This window comes from Neobacillus mesonae (assembly GCF_001636315.1).
Taxonomy (GTDB): Bacteria; Bacillota; Bacilli; order Bacillales; family Cytobacillaceae; genus Neobacillus; species Neobacillus mesonae.
Genome location: NZ_KV440949.1, coordinates 4,440,787 through 4,455,829 on the forward strand (window position 1 = coordinate 4,440,787; position 15,043 = coordinate 4,455,829).

The window sequence follows — 15,043 nt, forward strand, 5'->3', positions numbered from 1 at the left end:
TTATTTTTGTATAAAAATCGGCGGCTGGTTAAATTCCTGTCGGATCATTTGTTTTCTTATATGTTTTGGGAAAGCCATTGCATAAATTCGGGCGGCTTTAATATCCAATAAAATTTCTTTTTCTTTATATGCGGATAATTTCGATATGATTGGCAGGCTGAAATGTTTTTTCATTTTGTTTAAATAATCTTTTCCTGTTTGAGTCATCCCCAGCAGTCTTATATATTCCGCTTGTATGCTATTTTTCATATCGGTTTTCTTGGCATTGGTTAACACATGGACGGAAAGTCTTTGCAGTCTGGTCCATGTATATCGCTTTGTTTTGATATTATCCATATATTCCTTAAAGTCTGCTGACGTAAGGGCAGCATCAACTAATCTATTCTCTAAGCCTTCCTCCATCTCATAAATATTTTTTAATTCATCAGCAGATGAGGTAATAAGCTTGTATTGAAGAAGGTCCCAATAATTTTCCCAGTGGTGATAACTGCCAAATCGCTGTTTATATTCTTGTAATAATCGGTTCGTTGGTTCCGGAACATACTGTTCAATATTGGGTGAATGCATTTCCTCCTCCGCAAAAATAGCTTTTCTGATACTTGTTGCACTTGCAATTGTTTCGGAGGCAAAATGTTCATCATGATAGTCCGCATTTTTTCTGGCAACTGTTAACGGCTTGAGCTGGCTATTTTGCTCGAGAATTGCCTTCATATATTGAAAGCCAAGAATATTATTTGGTTTGGCCAAATTTAAAAATTGATCCGAGCCGGATAGTCCTTGATAAGAAAGGGCAATGGCTTTAGGATAACTGACGCCGTTTTCCATATGCTGTTTAATGCTTGCGTCAAAAAGCTGTTGATTCTCTTTCAAAAAGCTAATGGTTTGCAAAAAGGAAGTCAGATCCCCGCTTTCACTGCCAAAGCATAAAGCTTCACAGCCCGCCGCATCTAAGATGGATACCGCTCCGCTTGCGAATGTTTCCGCTTTTTGTACGGCAAATCTATAGGGCAGCTCAAAAACGAGATCCACTCCATTTAATAAGGCCATTTGTGTTCGATACCATTTGGAAACTAATGCGGGTTCCCCGCGCTGCAGGAAATTCCCGCTCATGACAGCGATGACCACATCCGCCCCCGCTGCTTCCTTTGAAGCCTGCAAATGGAAGGCATGACCGTTATGAAAAGGGTTATATTCGACAATTAGACCAACAGCCTTCAAATAGGTTCTCTCCTTACGTAAAATAATTTCTATTATAGCAAAAATAAATAAAAAATAAGCATTATATATGGAAAATGTTTGTAAATACATCAGATGGATAGACTATAATGGTAAAACATCGATAAAATGGATTTAAATTAAAAATCACCTATTTCGGTGTAAAGAAAAAATATTGACAAAAATATTATCGAAGGCTATAATTACCTTTGTTGCCTTGGGGTGATTCAAGTGAAATGGACAATCAGTCAATTACAAAAATATCGAAACAAGGAATTCTCGTTTGATGAGATAATTCAGCTGGATGATCTTAATCAAGATGATCCAACCATACGAGAAGTATCACCGATGCATATTAAAGGTCGCGGTGATATCGATTCAACGAAAGCAACTTTCCATTTTAACATTGATGGTTATTTAATCCTTCCTTGTTCTCGTACTTTAGTGGATGTAAAATTCCCAATTAATGTCGAAACAACAGAAACATTTCTCTTGCAGAATGCTGTTTATCAGTCTGAAGAGGAAGTCCATCAAGTAAAAGGTGAAGTAATTGATTTAAAACCGATTATTCGGGAGATTCTTTTACTTGAAATACCGATGCAGGTCTTTTGTGAGGACGTGAAGTCTCCTGATGCTGCACCACAGTCCGGAAAGGATTGGGAGGTCATCTCTGAAGAAGCGGAATCCAAAAGAATAGACCCAAGACTAGCTGGACTCGCAAAGTTTTTTGACAATGACAATCAAGGAAAAAAGTGAAGAACCAATTCCCGGTTTCTTTATTACTTTCTTTATACTCTTAAAGGAGGTGTTTGAAGTGGCTGTACCTTTTAGAAGAACTTCTAAAACTGCAAAAAGAAAACGTCGTACTCATTTTAAATTAAATGTTCCTGGTATGGTAGAATGCCCAAACTGTGGTGAAATGAAACTTGCTCACCGCGTTTGCAAAGCTTGCGGAACATACAAAGGAAAAGAAGTAGTTAACGACTAATAACAACTTCGTTTACAGAGCACAAGGAGCTTTTTAGCCCTTGTGCTTTTGTTGTTTTCAGATAGATTTTTTTTACTATTCATATTACGATAGTTATAGAATTTCTATGGGAAGGAAGAGGGATGTTGGAATTCTTAATTGAAAAAAAGGATAAAGGTTACATATTATTTACAATTACAAGAAATGAAAAACGTAATGCGATTAATTATGAAGTAATGGAAGGGCTGCAAAAGGCGATAAACGAAACAGCAGGAGCTCCTGATGTTAAGGCACTCGTCATAACCGGAGAAGGGGAAAGGGCTTTTTGCTCAGGCGGCGATTTATCTGTTTTTCATTCGCTATCTACTAAAGACGAGGCTTACACAATGCTCTCTAAAATGGCTGATATACTTTATTCCTTAACAACTCTTTCTAAACCAACAGTTGCCCTTGTCAATGGTACAGCGATTGGCGGCGGCTGTGAGCTTGCGTCTGCATGTGATTTCCGTCTTGGCAGACAAGGAATAAAGGCAGGTTTTGTACAAGGAAAACAAGCGATTACCACAGGATGGGGCGGGGGGTCTATCCTTGCGGAAAAACTGCCGCAGCATGCCGCGATGAAATTGTTAATGGAGGCAGAACCGCAGACAGTGGAATATTTATTTGATCTTGATTTTTTTCATGGTATTTATGAAGAAGAATCTCTTTCCGCCTGTGAAGCCTTCTTGGATAAAACTTTAGCCTGTGATGTAAATGTACTTGAGTCATATAAAAAAATATGGATTAATAAATGGGCTGCAGTAAATCTTCGTGAAAGAATGGAAGAAGAAGTAAAAAAATGTGCGGTGTTATGGGAAAGTGATGCCCATCATCAATATGTTAAAACTTTTTTAAACAAAAATTAACAAAAGACAAAAAACTCAGGGCTTTGTTTAAGTCTATCTTTTCTAGTAGTTGCATATGTATGATAAAAACACTACTAGGAGGGATGTTCTTATGTCATCAACCCGACAGGATGCTTGGTCCCAAGACGAGGATCTGCTGCTAGCGGAAGTGGTCTTAAGGCATATCCGGGAAGGCGGCACACAGCTGCAGGCCTTTGAGGAGGTTGGCAAACAGCTGTCAAGGACTGCTGCCGCATGCGGTTTCCGCTGGAATTCATATGTAAGGAAGCAATATAAATCGGGCATTGAGCTTGCAAAGAAGCAGCGTAAAGAGCTAAAACTGCAGCCTGTACCAAGTGAAACTATGGCAGCGGCGAATACTGAACAACCGAAAAGTGAACCTGCAGTTTTAGAAAAAGCTGTAGAAAATAGGAAAATCTCGTTTGCATCAGTGATTGAATTTTTAGAAGAGCTGAATAGAAAAGCGGTATCCCAAGAGGGCATGGAAGATGAACGGGATAAGTCTATTGAGAAGATAAAAGAATTAGAGAAGAAGACATACTATTTGGCTGCTGAAAATGAAAGACTCAGTAAAAATTTGAAGGCAATAGAAGAGGATTACCGCTCCCTTATTGAAATTATGGAAAGAGCCAGAAAAATGGTCGTACTTCAGGAGGAAGATAAACAGCAAAAGGTAAAATTCCAAATGGACAAAAACGGTAATCTCGAAAGAGTACAAAAATAGAAAAAGCGGACAATACGTCCGCTTTTTCTATTAATCATTATGCTGTGCTTCTACACCTTCAGGGTACCAGACTAGCGGATTCTCTCCGCGGTCACGTTCCATTTCGTAATCGACGCTGGTAAACTCCATCTTCTCCCAGAAGGTGCGTGATTGCATCCTAGGGTTTGTTTTAATTGGAAGATTCATACTCTTTGCAAATTTAACAAGCTGTGTGCCGTACCCTTTTCCTTGATAATCCGGAAGGACTTCAAGCTTCCATATTTCTACATAATTCTGCGGCGGGAAGAAATAACGGTCAAATTTTGCATCAATTTGATAGAGGCTCATACGGGCTACAAGTTTGTCACCAAAGTAAATTCCATAAAATGGTGACTCGCTGTCGTTATCAATTATATTCGCTTCAAGGTCTTCAAGCATAGACAGCTCTTGAAGGCCATATTCTTTAAATTTTTTAAACTCTTCTAAAGTTTTAAAGTTTATTTTTAATTTCTCCACTTTTGTTTCCATATTGCCCCTCCTAAGGTAAAATGCTGTATTTTTCGTATATATTTAAATACTATTGAATACCATGAAGTGAATAATTTTCGTATTATTCAAAATGGATTACATTAATTATATAACAAAATCAAAAAAATTTCTTCAAAGAAAGATTAGGAAGCGTTTTCAAAAAATGCAGGAATTTTTTCTAATCATGTAGAAACATATAAATGGAGGTTAATTGGGGTTAGGAAAGGGGAAGAACTATGCAAAGAATTTTAATTGCCAATAGGGGAGAAATTGCTCTTAGAATTATTAAAACCTGTGAAGCAATGGGAATTGAAACAATTGCTGTTTATTCGGAAGCCGATAAAGAATTGCCATTTGTAAAAGCTGCATCAAAAGCAGTTTGTATTGGTGAGCCTCCAGTTAACAAGTCCTATTTACAGGCGGAAAAAATATTAGAAGCTGCTATTGCCGAAGGGGTCGATGCCATTCATCCAGGTTATGGCTTCTTGTCAGAAAATGCAGCCTTTGCCCGGCAAGTCATAAATGCCGGAATGGTATTTATCGGACCTAAGCCAGAAACCATTGAATTGATGGGAGATAAAATTATTTCTAGACAAACAATGGAAAAAGCGGGCGTGCCGGTAGTGCCTGGAAGCGGTAACGGATTAAAGACAATCGAAGAGGCACTTGTCCTTGCAGCGGAAATCGGCTATCCGGTGATGCTAAAGGCGAGCGGCGGGGGCGGCGGGATTGGCATGGTTTTATGTGAAGATGAGCAAGCGCTCGTTAAGTCCTTCGCTTCTACAAAATCTCGGGCAATGACTTATTTTGGCTCTGATGAAGTATTTATAGAAAAATATATAGCAAATGCCAGACATGTTGAGGTCCAAGTATTTGGAGACCAGCATGGAAATATCGTCCACTTATTTGAACGGGACTGCTCTGTTCAACGAAGACATCAAAAGGTTATCGAAGAGTCCCCATCACCGTTTCTAACCGATTCAGTGCGAAAAATAATGTATGAAACAGCCGTAACAGCGGCACGGGCTGTCAATTATACAAATGCCGGTACAATTGAATTTATTGTCGATGAACAAGAAAATTTTTATTTTTTAGAAATGAATACAAGATTACAGGTAGAACATCCGGTAACAGAGATGATTACAGGGCTTGATTTAGTAAAATGGCAAATTCTTGCGGCAAAAGGGGAAAGCCTCCCTTTATTGCAGACGGAGATCAGTTCATCTGGCCATGCAATTGAATTTCGACTGTATGCCGAAGATCCGGTGCGCTTTTTTCCTTCTCCAGGGAAAATTACCTCGTTCTATTGGCAGCCCCAGCCGGGAATCAGAATAGATACCGGTTATGAAGCAGGCGACACAGTCACACCATTTTATGACCCGATGATTGCCAAATGTATTTTTTATGGTGAGACAAGGAAAGAGGCATTAGCCAAGGCTGAAAGTTTTTTCAATGACCTTGAAATTGAGGGAATCAAGACAAACGCCCCGCTTTTCAAAAATATCCTTAAAAATGAAGCCTTTATTAACGGGGATTATACAACAAGCTTTTTAACGAAAAAATTAGTGAACTAAGGAGTGGCAGAAGATGAAAGAAATCACAGCATCTATGGCAGGAACTGTTTTAAATGTATTTGTAAACAGCGGTGACGTAATCCGGCTGGGGCAGGAAGTTATTATGCTGGAATCCATGAAAATGGAAATACCGATTGAAAGCAGCGGCGAAGGGGTTGTAAAAGAAGTAAAGGTCAATGTTGGTGATTTTGTGAATGAAGGCGATACATTAATTGTTTTAGTATAGTGAGGTGAAAATGTATGGAAACAACAACCACATATAATCGTCAATTAAATGAAAATCGAAAGCAAATAGAAGCTGGTGGTCTGCCGAAATATCATGAGAAGGCAAAGGCGCAAAATAAGCTGTTTGTGCGTGAACGCCTGGCATTATTATTTGATGATGGGAAATATGAAGAGGACGGAAAATTCGCCAATTTTACCGCCGGTGATTTACCTGCTGATGGAGTTGTTACTGCGATTGGTAAAATTAATGGTCAGACAGTGTGCGTCATGGCAAATGATTCAACAATCAAAGCCGGTTCCTGGGGGGCGCGTACAGTTGAAAAAATAATCCGGATACAGGAAACAGCCGAAAAACTAAAGGTACCAATCTTCTATTTAGTAGACTCGGCAGGTGCCCGGATTACTGACCAATTGGAAATGTTCCCGAACCGCCGGGGTGCCGGAAGAATTTTCTATAATCAAGTAAAGCTTTCCGGAATGATCCCGCAAGTGTGTATTTTGTTCGGTCCATCCGCCGCCGGCGGTGCCTATATCCCTGCATTTTGCGATATCGTGATAATGGTGGATCAAAATGCCTCGATGTATCTAGGATCGCCGAGGATGGCGGAAAAGGTAATCGGCGAGAAGGTGACTTTGGAGGAAATGGGCGGTGCTAGGATGCATTGCACGACCAGCGGCTGTGGAGATATCCTGGCTTACAGCGAGGAAGAGGCCATTGAGTCAGCGAAACAATATATCCGCTTTATGCCGGCAAGCTTTAAAGAGATGCCAAAAATGATGGAAGGGTTCGTTCCGAAAGAAGGGAGAAAACTAGAGGAGATTATCCCTGAAAATCAAAATGCTCCATTTGATATGTATGAATGTATTGACCAACTAATAGATGCCGGGAGTTTTTATGAAATAAAAAAATTGTTCGCTTCAGAAATCATTACTGGACTTGCCCGGATTAATGGGAGAACAGTCGGCATTATTGCGAATCAGCCAAAGGTAAAAGGGGGGGTGCTATTTGTCGATTCTGCCGATAAAGCTGCGAAATTTATCCAGCTTTGCGACGCCTTCCATATTCCGTTGTTGTTCCTGGCCGATGTGCCTGGGTTTATGATTGGAACAAAAGTGGAGCGGGCTGGTATTATCCGCCATGGTGCCAAATTAATTGCGGCGATGAGCTCAGCCACTGTTCCAAAGATTTCCGTTATCGTAAGGAAAGCATATGGGGCCGGTCTTTATGCAATGGCAGGACCTGCTTTTGAGCCGGATTGCTGCATTGCCCTGCCAACAGCTCAAATTGCCGTTATGGGTCCAGAGGCAGCAGTAAATGCGGTCTATTCAAATAAGATTAATGAAATTGAGGATCCAAAGGAAAAAATCGCTTTTGTTCAGGCGAAACATCAGGAATATAAGGAACATATTGATATTTATAAGCTGGCATCAGAATTAATTGTCGATGAAATTGTCGCTCCTTCTGAATTACGCGATGTTCTCATCGAACGTTTCAATTATTATGAAACAAAAGAGCTAACCTTCAGTGTCAGGAAACACCCGGTATATCCAGTATGAAAAAGTCCCTTGCCGTAATTTTCGCGGCAAGGGATTTTTTTCTTCATAGTCATTAACACCAGCCTGACATTATTTGATAAAATACAATTAAAGACTTTCGGTAGAATGAGGGAGATCAAATGAAGGTTGGCGTAGTTGGTGCGGGATCAATTGGATTGCTATTCGCTGCCTATTTAAGCAGACGTTTTAATGTAACTGTTTATACAAGGACAGAGGCGCAGGCATCAGAAATTAATAAATTTGGTATTTTATTAAAAAATTCCGGCAGGACAATTTCTTTTGTCACCGCTTTGCCATTTTCAGAGTGGCAGGGGATGGAGGATTTGTCGATTATTACCGTTAAGCAATATCAACTGGACGATATTATTGGGCATATTTTGCAGATGCCTGCTGAACCTGAAAATCTGTTGTTTTTACAAAATGGCATGGGGCATTTAGAAAAACTACAATCACTTGCTGTTCCGAACCTATTTGTCGGTACGATTGAACACGGGGCGCTTAGGGAAAATTCCTATACTGTCAGCCATAATGGCTTCGGGGTAACCAATATTGCTGTTTTCAGGGGGGATAGCAATCAGTTATTTCGATTTATTTCATCTGCTCCTGAGGAATTCCCTTTTGTTTTCAAAGAAAGATACGAGGATATGCTGCTAAATAAATTAATTGCGAATGCAGTCATTAACCCATTAACAGCCATACTTAAAGTGGAAAATGGAGATTTAATCGAAAATCCTTATTACCTCAAGGTGTTGGATTCCCTTTTTACTGAAATTGCAGCTGTTTTGGAATTGGACAATGCACAAAGCGACCTAGAGCGGGTAATAAATATTTGTCGTACTACGGCAGAGAATCGTTCCTCGATGTTAAAAGATTTAGAGGCAAATAGATTAACCGAAATTGACGCAATATTAGGATATATTTTAGCTAAAGCGAACAAACAAGATAGGAAGGTCCCGCTTCTTGAAAGTCTTTATTATATCATAAAAGGGAAAGAAAACGGTGGAAGAGAGGTAGTAAAATGACCAGCATACTTTCCAACGTAATCACATTATTATTTTCGATGCCGATGATTGGATTTTTGTTTATTTTTTTTATCTACAAGCTAGTTTCTAAGAATACCCGTAAATCCGTACATAAGGCGCTTGATTATACGACAATTTTATTTATTATATCCGTCCATTTTTTAATTAAAACAATTTGGGGCCATTCATTATTAGGAATGATTCTTCTTTTCATCATTATGATCGCCATGGTATTTGTGATTGTTCATTGGAAAGTAAAGGGAGAAATTGATTTCAAAAAAGTAATGAAAGGATTTTGGCGGTTTAATTTTATCTTCTTTTTTCTTGCTTACATAAGTTTGACTGTATTTGGTTTAATATATAGGGCAATAATGTTTACATTTTCCGCTTGAAAAATTTCAGGCAAAGTTTTTTTTAAAACAGGCGGTGAATGGTATACTTCTAAAGAGAATGAATTTGGATGACCAGAAAGGAAGTACATGAATGGAGATGTTAAATCTCTCTTTACCAGCAACCAACCGGTTTGCTTCGAATTATTTAGAGCAATCAACGGAGATTTTACCGTTTTTTCATTATCGTTATAATGATGAGATTGAAGATGCAAATCGATTAACGGAGTTAAATGACCGGCAGTTTCAGAGGATCGAGGCAGCTAACCATATAAAGCACTTTATGGAGCGCTATCCTTCCTCGGATGCAGTAAATAGATCGATTGAAAAGTTGAAAGAACCAAATAGTGTTGTTGTCATTGGCGGACAGCAGGCAGGTATTCTAACTGGACCGCTTTATTCCATACATAAAATTATCTCAATCCTCAAGTTAGCGGAGCAGAAGGAAAAAGAATTAGGCGTTCCAGTTGTTCCAGTATTTTGGATTGCCGGAGAAGACCATGATTTTCAGGAAGTCAATCATGTGAATGTCCCAATCCAAAAAAAGGTCGATAAATGGACGTATCCGGAAAAAGTATGGCAAAAGAAGATGGTTTCAGATATCCAATTGGATAAAGATTTGTGTCTTTCTTGGGTGAAAAATGTCATCGAAACATTTGGTGAGACAGAGCATACCAATGCGCTGCTGGAATTTGCCCAGGAACAAATATTGAAATCGACAACTTTTGTTGACTTTTTCGCTCATATTGTTATGGAGCTGTTTAAAGAAGATGGCCTGTTAATCGTAGATTCCGGAAATGCTGATTTTCGTCAGCTGCAGAAGGAATTTCTCAAACAGCAAATCGATCAACACGATGCCATTACTTTTTCATTACTTGAGCAGCAAAAGGAAATCAGTAAAGCAGGTTTTCCACTTGCAATTGAAGCAAGCGAGCATTCGGCGAATTTATTTTATTACGACTCCAAACGCCAAGAGAGGATTTTACTTGAATATGATCGTGAATTGGAACGATTCGTGGGGAAAAGTGGAGCTGTTTCCTTTTCAGAGCATGAATTGGTGGAGCTTGTTAATGAAAATCCTGCATGTTTAAGCAATAATGTGGTAACCAGACCGCTGATGCAGGAATGGCTGTTTCCTGTCATCGCCTTTATCGCGGGGCCTGGTGAAATAGCATATTGGGCAGAGCTAAAGCTGGTGTTTGAGCATTTCAATATTAAAATGCCGCCAATAGTACCTCGTTTAAATATTACTTTTCTGGATCGGTCAGTTGAAACCGACCTAGTGGAATTAAATTTAGAGCTTGCTCACGTTTTACAATTCGGAACGAATCGTGTTAAGGAGCAATTTTTAGAGACGATTAAGGATCGGGAAGTTGAGGAATTGTTTTCAGCCGCAAAAGAAAAGCTGATAGAGCAATACCAATTTATTGAGGCGAAGACACAAGCGGTGGATAGCGGCCTTTTACCGCTGCTAAAGAAGAATGAGGCATACTTGCTAAAAGAAATTAGCTTTATGCAGGCAAGGATGGAGGAAGCCATAAAGCAAAAACATAATATCGTTCTCCAAAAGTTTGCCCGTGTTGACATGGAATTAAGGCCAGACGGATTTCCACAGGAGCGGGTTTGGAATATCTTTTATTATTTAAATCAGTATGGAATGAATTTTATTCAAGATTTAATGACATTAACCTATATATTCGATGGAAGTCACAAAGTAATCAAATTGTAAAGAAACTCCACCAAGCGCGGTGGAGCTTCTTTTTTTTTAAATAAAAAAAGAGGATTTTAAAGAAAATGGAGCGAATTGTATAAAAATAGGTGGAGGAAAGTGGGGGAATGTGGTACATTTTTAATAGAAAGTGGGGGTAGTGGGTATGTTCATGGGTGAATACCATCATAGCATTGATAATAAAGGCCGTTTAATTGTGCCCTCCAAATTTCGTGATGACCTGGGCGAAATGTTCATTATCACTAGAGGTTTGGATCAATGTTTGTTTGGTTACCCATTATCAGAGTGGAAGCATATTGAAGATAAATTAAAAGCTTTACCTTTGACAAAAAAAGATGCCCGTGCCTTTACCCGTTTCTTCTTTTCCGGAGCAACAGAGAGTGAACTTGATAAACAGGGAAGGATTAATATCCCAGCACCGCTTTTGCAATATGCGAAATTAGATAAGGAATGTGTGATTTTGGGTGTTTCCAATCGAATTGAAATTTGGAGCAAACAGATCTGGGAAGACTATTTTGCACAGTCTGAAGATTCTTTTGCGGAAATAGCAGAAAATATGATTGGCTTTGATATATAATGGGAAAGTTATATCAATATATTTTTCTGTTATGTATAGGTTTTGATTGGAAAAGGTGGTACGAACATGTTTAAACATACAACAGTGTTATTGGAAGAAGCTGTTAACGGCTTGAATATTAAGTCAGATGGAATTTATGTCGATTGTACATTAGGCGGAGCTGGCCATAGCTCTTACATTCTTTCGAAGCTTTCGGAGGACGGTAAGCTCTATGCGTTTGATCAAGATGAGGTAGCAATTGCTCATGCCAGCCAAAAATTAGCTGAATATGGCAGTAACTTTGAAATCATCAAAAGCAATTTTCTTCATCTGCGGGAAGAGCTTGAAGACCGCGGTATTTACAAAGTAGACGGGATCCTGTATGACCTAGGTGTGTCATCACCGCAATTGGATACACCGGAAAGAGGCTTTAGTTACCATCATGACGCACCTCTTGATATGAGGATGGATACAGACGCCCCTATTTCCGCTTACGATGTTTTGAATCATTGGTCCTATGAAGAGTTAGTCCGCATCTTTTTTCGCTATGGTGAGGAGAAGTTTTCGAAGCAAATTGCCAGAAAGATTGAAGCGGCAAGAGAGATTAAACCCATTGAATCAACTGGGGAATTAGTAGAACTAATTAAGGATGCAATTCCTGCACCGGCCAGAAGAAAAGGCGGACATCCGGCAAAACGGATTTTTCAAGCTGTTAGAATCGCGGTTAATGATGAATTAGCTGTATTTGAAAAATCTCTTAACCAGGCAATAGATTTATTGAATCCTGGTGGAAGAATTTGTGTGATTACTTTTCATTCTTTAGAGGATAGAATTTGTAAAGCAGCTTTTAAAAACGCGAGTACAACTCCTGATTTGCCTCATGGGCTGCCTATTATACCGGATGAGTACAAGCCTATTTTAAAGTTAATTACCCGGAAACCGATTCTGCCGTCTGAGGAAGAATTGGAACAAAACAATCGCGCGAGGTCGGCGAAGCTTCGAATTGGAGAAAAAATATAAAATTAACCGGAGGGGAAATGCGTGAGTAATCTTGCCAGGAAAATTCAACAACAACAGCAGCGAGTGGAACAGCCAAATCAAAAAGAAAGGCAAATAAAATTAAAAAAGTCCTGGCTGACTCCAGGGGAAAAAATAATGGGAGTCGCATTTGCCGGACTGGTTTGTTTTGGCGCTGTCCACTTAATAACTAATCAAGCGACAATTTATCAAATGAATAAGGAAATTCAAAACGTTGAAACAAAAATTAATGAGCAGAAAAAGGTCAATGCTGATTTGCAAGTTCAAGTTAAGGATTTAAGCAACTATGAACGAATTTACAAAGAAGCTAAAAAGATGGGTTTAGATCGAAATAATGATAACGTCAAGGTAGTGCCTGCACAATGAATAAGAAACAGCCATATATGAATGTTGGAGCAGCGATATTGTTTGTGATATTCGGTCTGCTCTTTTTTGTAGTACTTTTTAGATATTTCTCGATTCAATTTACGGGTGAAGCAGCAGGACAGCCGCTAGTCGCTAAAGCTCAGCAAAAATATGCCCATCAGACCATTCTGCAAGCATCGAGAGGGGAAATCCTCGACCGTAATGGCGAGATTGTTGCCGAAGATACTTCAGCTTATAAGTTAGCAGCGGTATTGAGTAAAAAGATGCCTAAACACGTAAAAGACCCGGAGAAAACGGCAAGAGAACTAGCAAAGTATCTTGATATGGATGAAACGGAGATTTATAGTAGATTAACAAATGGGATCAAGAAGAAGCGGTTTCAGGTCGAATTCGGTAAAGCTGGAAAAGACATCAGCTACGATACAAAAGCGAAGATTGAGAAATTGAAGTTGCCAGGAATCATTTTTCAGCGTGATTCAAAACGTTACTATCCTAATGGAGTGTTTGCTTCCCATTTGGTAGGATACGCCGACCAAATTAAGCAAGATAACGGAACTTATAAAACCGTAGGAAAAATGGGAATTGAAAGTGAATTTGATAAAGAGTTAACCGGAAAAAATGGCAAAGTAAATTTTGAAAGTGATGTATGGGGCTACATCCTTCCTGGTGATAAGCAAAAAATCACCCCGGCCAAAGATGGAGATGATATTTACTTAAACATTGATAAAAAAATTCAAACCTTCCTTGAAGACGCAATGGATAAGGTCGATAAGGAATATAAACCGAAAAAGATGATTGCGATTGTCGCCGACCCAAAGACCGGTGATATCTTGGCAATGGGGCAGCGTCCGACATTTCAACCAAAAACAAGGGAAGGAATCACTGACAGCTGGCATAATGAAGCAATCGAAACGTCTTTTGAACCAGGCTCAACAATGAAAATCTTCACCCTTGCTGCTGCCGTACAGGAGGGTGTGTTTAACCCTAATGAACAGTATATGTCAGGCTCTTATCGAGTTACGAATAAATCCCAGCCCATCCATGATCATAATTATTCAGGCTGGGGCAAGATTTCCTATTTGGAGGGTGTACAGCGCTCCTCCAATACTGCATTTGCGAAAATAGCCAAGGAAAAGTTAGGGTTTGATACATTTCGTAAATATTTAACAAAATTTGGATTTGATAAACCAACCGGGATTGAGCTGCCAGATGAAACTTCAGGGAAAATTCAATATACCTATCCAATTGAAAAAATAACAACAGCCTATGGTCAAGGGACGGCTATAACACCGATTCAGCAAATTCAGGCGGCAACAGCGATTGCGAACGACGGCAAGATGTTAAAGCCTCATGTGGTTAAAAAAATTGTGAATCATAATACGGGGAAAACAATCGAGGAAACGGTACCTGAAGTAGTATCAACTCCGATTTCCAAAGATACTGCCAAAAAGGTGCGGGATTATTTGGAAACGGTTGTTACCTCGAAAAACGGCACTGGCAGACGATATAAAATTGAAGGCTATAGTGTTGCCGGGAAAACAGGGACTGCTAGTATTCCAGGATCCGATGGCAAGTATCTAACGGGGGCCAATAACTATATGTTTTCCTTTTTAGGAATGGCACCAAAGGAAAATCCGAAATTAATTGTCTACGTAGCTGTGCAGCAGCCGGAGTTAACGGGGGAGAAAGCAGGTCAAGGGGCTTATCCGGTTTCAGAAATTTTTAATCCGGTCATGCAAAACAGCCTGCATTATTTAAATATTCAACCGTCTAAGGTTGAAAAAACAGCCCTAAATAAGCTGGCGGATTTCCAAGAGAAGTCAGTTGATGAAACGGTTAGAAGCTTAAAAGCTAAAGGACTCGAAGCAGTCGTGCTTGGAAAAGGAATGAATGTAACCGATCAGATTCCTAAGGAAGGAACAACTGTTTTAGAAGGTGAAAAGGTCATCATCCAAACTGATGGGGATTTAACGGCCCCTGATATGACGAATTGGTCGTTAAGGGATGTCATGAAGGTAGCCAACATGGCAGGGCTGAAATTGAGCACAAAAGGCAAGGGCTATGTGATTGGACAAAGTATTAAACCAGGAACCACTTTAACGGAAGGTGATTTCCTTATCGTAAATTTAAAAACCCCGGAAGAGAAGTGGACAGAAGAATCCTCTGCCGCAGGTAAGGAGAAGGGAACATCTAAAGAAAGTTCTAAAGATATTATTCAAGATTAACAGAGGAATCCCGCTATGATTAGCGGGATTTTTTCATGAACTGG

At 39.5% G+C, this 15,043-nt stretch carries 16 protein-coding genes; 14 read left to right on the forward strand and 2 right to left on the reverse strand.

Annotated elements, in window-relative coordinates; translation table 11 throughout:
• Positions 1-1,218 carry a nucleotidyltransferase gene (locus A6749_RS20865; protein WP_066395658.1) on the reverse strand — a complete coding sequence of 406 codons (1,218 nt, stop codon included), beginning with the start codon at positions 1,216-1,218 and terminating at the stop codon, positions 1-3.
• 228 nt (positions 1,219-1,446) lie between these two features.
• Here A6749_RS20865 and A6749_RS20870 point away from each other — a divergent pair, with 228 nt between their 5' ends.
• The 4 genes from A6749_RS20870 to A6749_RS20885 all read left to right on the forward strand — a co-directional run bounded on the left by A6749_RS20870 (position 1,447) and on the right by A6749_RS20885 (position 3,811).
• Positions 1,447-1,971 carry a YceD family protein gene (locus A6749_RS20870; RefSeq protein WP_066395664.1) on the forward strand — a complete coding sequence of 175 codons (525 nt, stop codon included), beginning with the start codon at positions 1,447-1,449 and terminating at the stop codon, positions 1,969-1,971.
• Between the two features lie 58 nt (positions 1,972-2,029).
• Positions 2,030-2,203, forward strand: a complete 174-nt coding sequence (gene rpmF, locus A6749_RS20875) for a 50S ribosomal protein L32 (RefSeq protein WP_042456138.1) — start codon at positions 2,030-2,032, stop codon at positions 2,201-2,203.
• 122 nt (positions 2,204-2,325) lie between these two features.
• The gene (locus A6749_RS20880; RefSeq protein ID WP_066395667.1) at positions 2,326-3,087 is read left to right on the forward strand and encodes an enoyl-CoA hydratase/isomerase family protein; all 762 of its coding nucleotides are present in this window, start codon (positions 2,326-2,328) and stop codon (positions 3,085-3,087) included.
• Between the two features lie 91 nt (positions 3,088-3,178).
• A complete protein-coding gene (locus A6749_RS20885; protein WP_066395670.1) occupies positions 3,179-3,811 on the forward strand; it encodes an RsfA family transcriptional regulator in 633 nt (210 codons plus the stop codon).
• A gap of 30 nt (positions 3,812-3,841) precedes the next feature.
• Here the strand turns inward: A6749_RS20885 and A6749_RS20890 are convergent, their stop codons facing one another.
• Positions 3,842-4,318 carry an N-acetyltransferase gene (locus A6749_RS20890; RefSeq protein ID WP_066395673.1) on the reverse strand — a complete coding sequence of 159 codons (477 nt, stop codon included), beginning with the start codon at positions 4,316-4,318 and terminating at the stop codon, positions 3,842-3,844.
• A gap of 236 nt (positions 4,319-4,554) precedes the next feature.
• On the opposite strand from A6749_RS20890, the gene A6749_RS20895 reads away from it, so the two are divergent.
• The 10 genes from A6749_RS20895 (at position 4,555) to A6749_RS20940 (ending at position 14,999) form a co-directional block, all read left to right on the forward strand.
• On the forward strand, positions 4,555-5,892 hold the full coding sequence (locus A6749_RS20895) for an acetyl-CoA carboxylase biotin carboxylase subunit (protein WP_066395675.1): 1,338 nt from the start codon (positions 4,555-4,557) through the stop codon (positions 5,890-5,892).
• A 13-nt stretch (positions 5,893-5,905) separates the two neighbouring features.
• On the forward strand, positions 5,906-6,118 hold the full coding sequence (locus A6749_RS20900) for a biotin/lipoyl-containing protein (RefSeq protein ID WP_066395677.1): 213 nt from the start codon (positions 5,906-5,908) through the stop codon (positions 6,116-6,118).
• A gap of 14 nt (positions 6,119-6,132) precedes the next feature.
• Positions 6,133-7,674 (forward strand): acyl-CoA carboxylase subunit beta, encoded by a 1,542-nt coding sequence (locus A6749_RS20905; RefSeq protein ID WP_066395678.1) that lies wholly within the window; start codon positions 6,133-6,135, stop codon positions 7,672-7,674.
• Positions 7,675-7,793: 119 nt separating this feature from the next.
• Entirely contained in the window at positions 7,794-8,696 is a 903-nt protein-coding gene (locus A6749_RS20910) for a 2-dehydropantoate 2-reductase (protein ID WP_066395685.1), read from the forward strand.
• Complete coding sequence (locus A6749_RS20915) at positions 8,693-9,088, forward strand: DUF3397 domain-containing protein (protein WP_066395687.1); 396 nt, start codon at positions 8,693-8,695, stop codon at positions 9,086-9,088. Before A6749_RS20910 ends, A6749_RS20915 begins: the two co-directional genes overlap by 4 nt.
• Positions 9,089-9,179: 91 nt before the next feature.
• A complete protein-coding gene (bshC, locus tag A6749_RS20920; RefSeq protein WP_066395689.1) occupies positions 9,180-10,814 on the forward strand; it encodes a bacillithiol biosynthesis cysteine-adding enzyme BshC in 1,635 nt (544 codons plus the stop codon).
• A 145-nt stretch (positions 10,815-10,959) separates the two neighbouring features.
• Entirely contained in the window at positions 10,960-11,391 is a 432-nt protein-coding gene (gene mraZ / locus A6749_RS20925; RefSeq protein WP_066395692.1) for a division/cell wall cluster transcriptional repressor MraZ, read from the forward strand.
• Positions 11,392-11,457: 66 nt separating this feature from the next.
• Positions 11,458-12,390 carry a 16S rRNA (cytosine(1402)-N(4))-methyltransferase RsmH gene (gene rsmH, locus A6749_RS20930; RefSeq protein WP_066395694.1) on the forward strand — a complete coding sequence of 311 codons (933 nt, stop codon included), beginning with the start codon at positions 11,458-11,460 and terminating at the stop codon, positions 12,388-12,390.
• A gap of 21 nt (positions 12,391-12,411) precedes the next feature.
• Positions 12,412-12,774, forward strand: coding sequence for a cell division protein FtsL (gene ftsL / locus A6749_RS20935; protein ID WP_066395698.1), 363 nt, complete (start codon positions 12,412-12,414; stop codon positions 12,772-12,774).
• A complete protein-coding gene (locus tag A6749_RS20940; RefSeq protein ID WP_066395701.1) occupies positions 12,771-14,999 on the forward strand; it encodes a penicillin-binding protein in 2,229 nt (742 codons plus the stop codon). The genes ftsL and A6749_RS20940 overlap by 4 nt, the downstream gene beginning before the upstream one ends.
• Positions 15,000-15,043 lie beyond the last annotated feature (44 nt).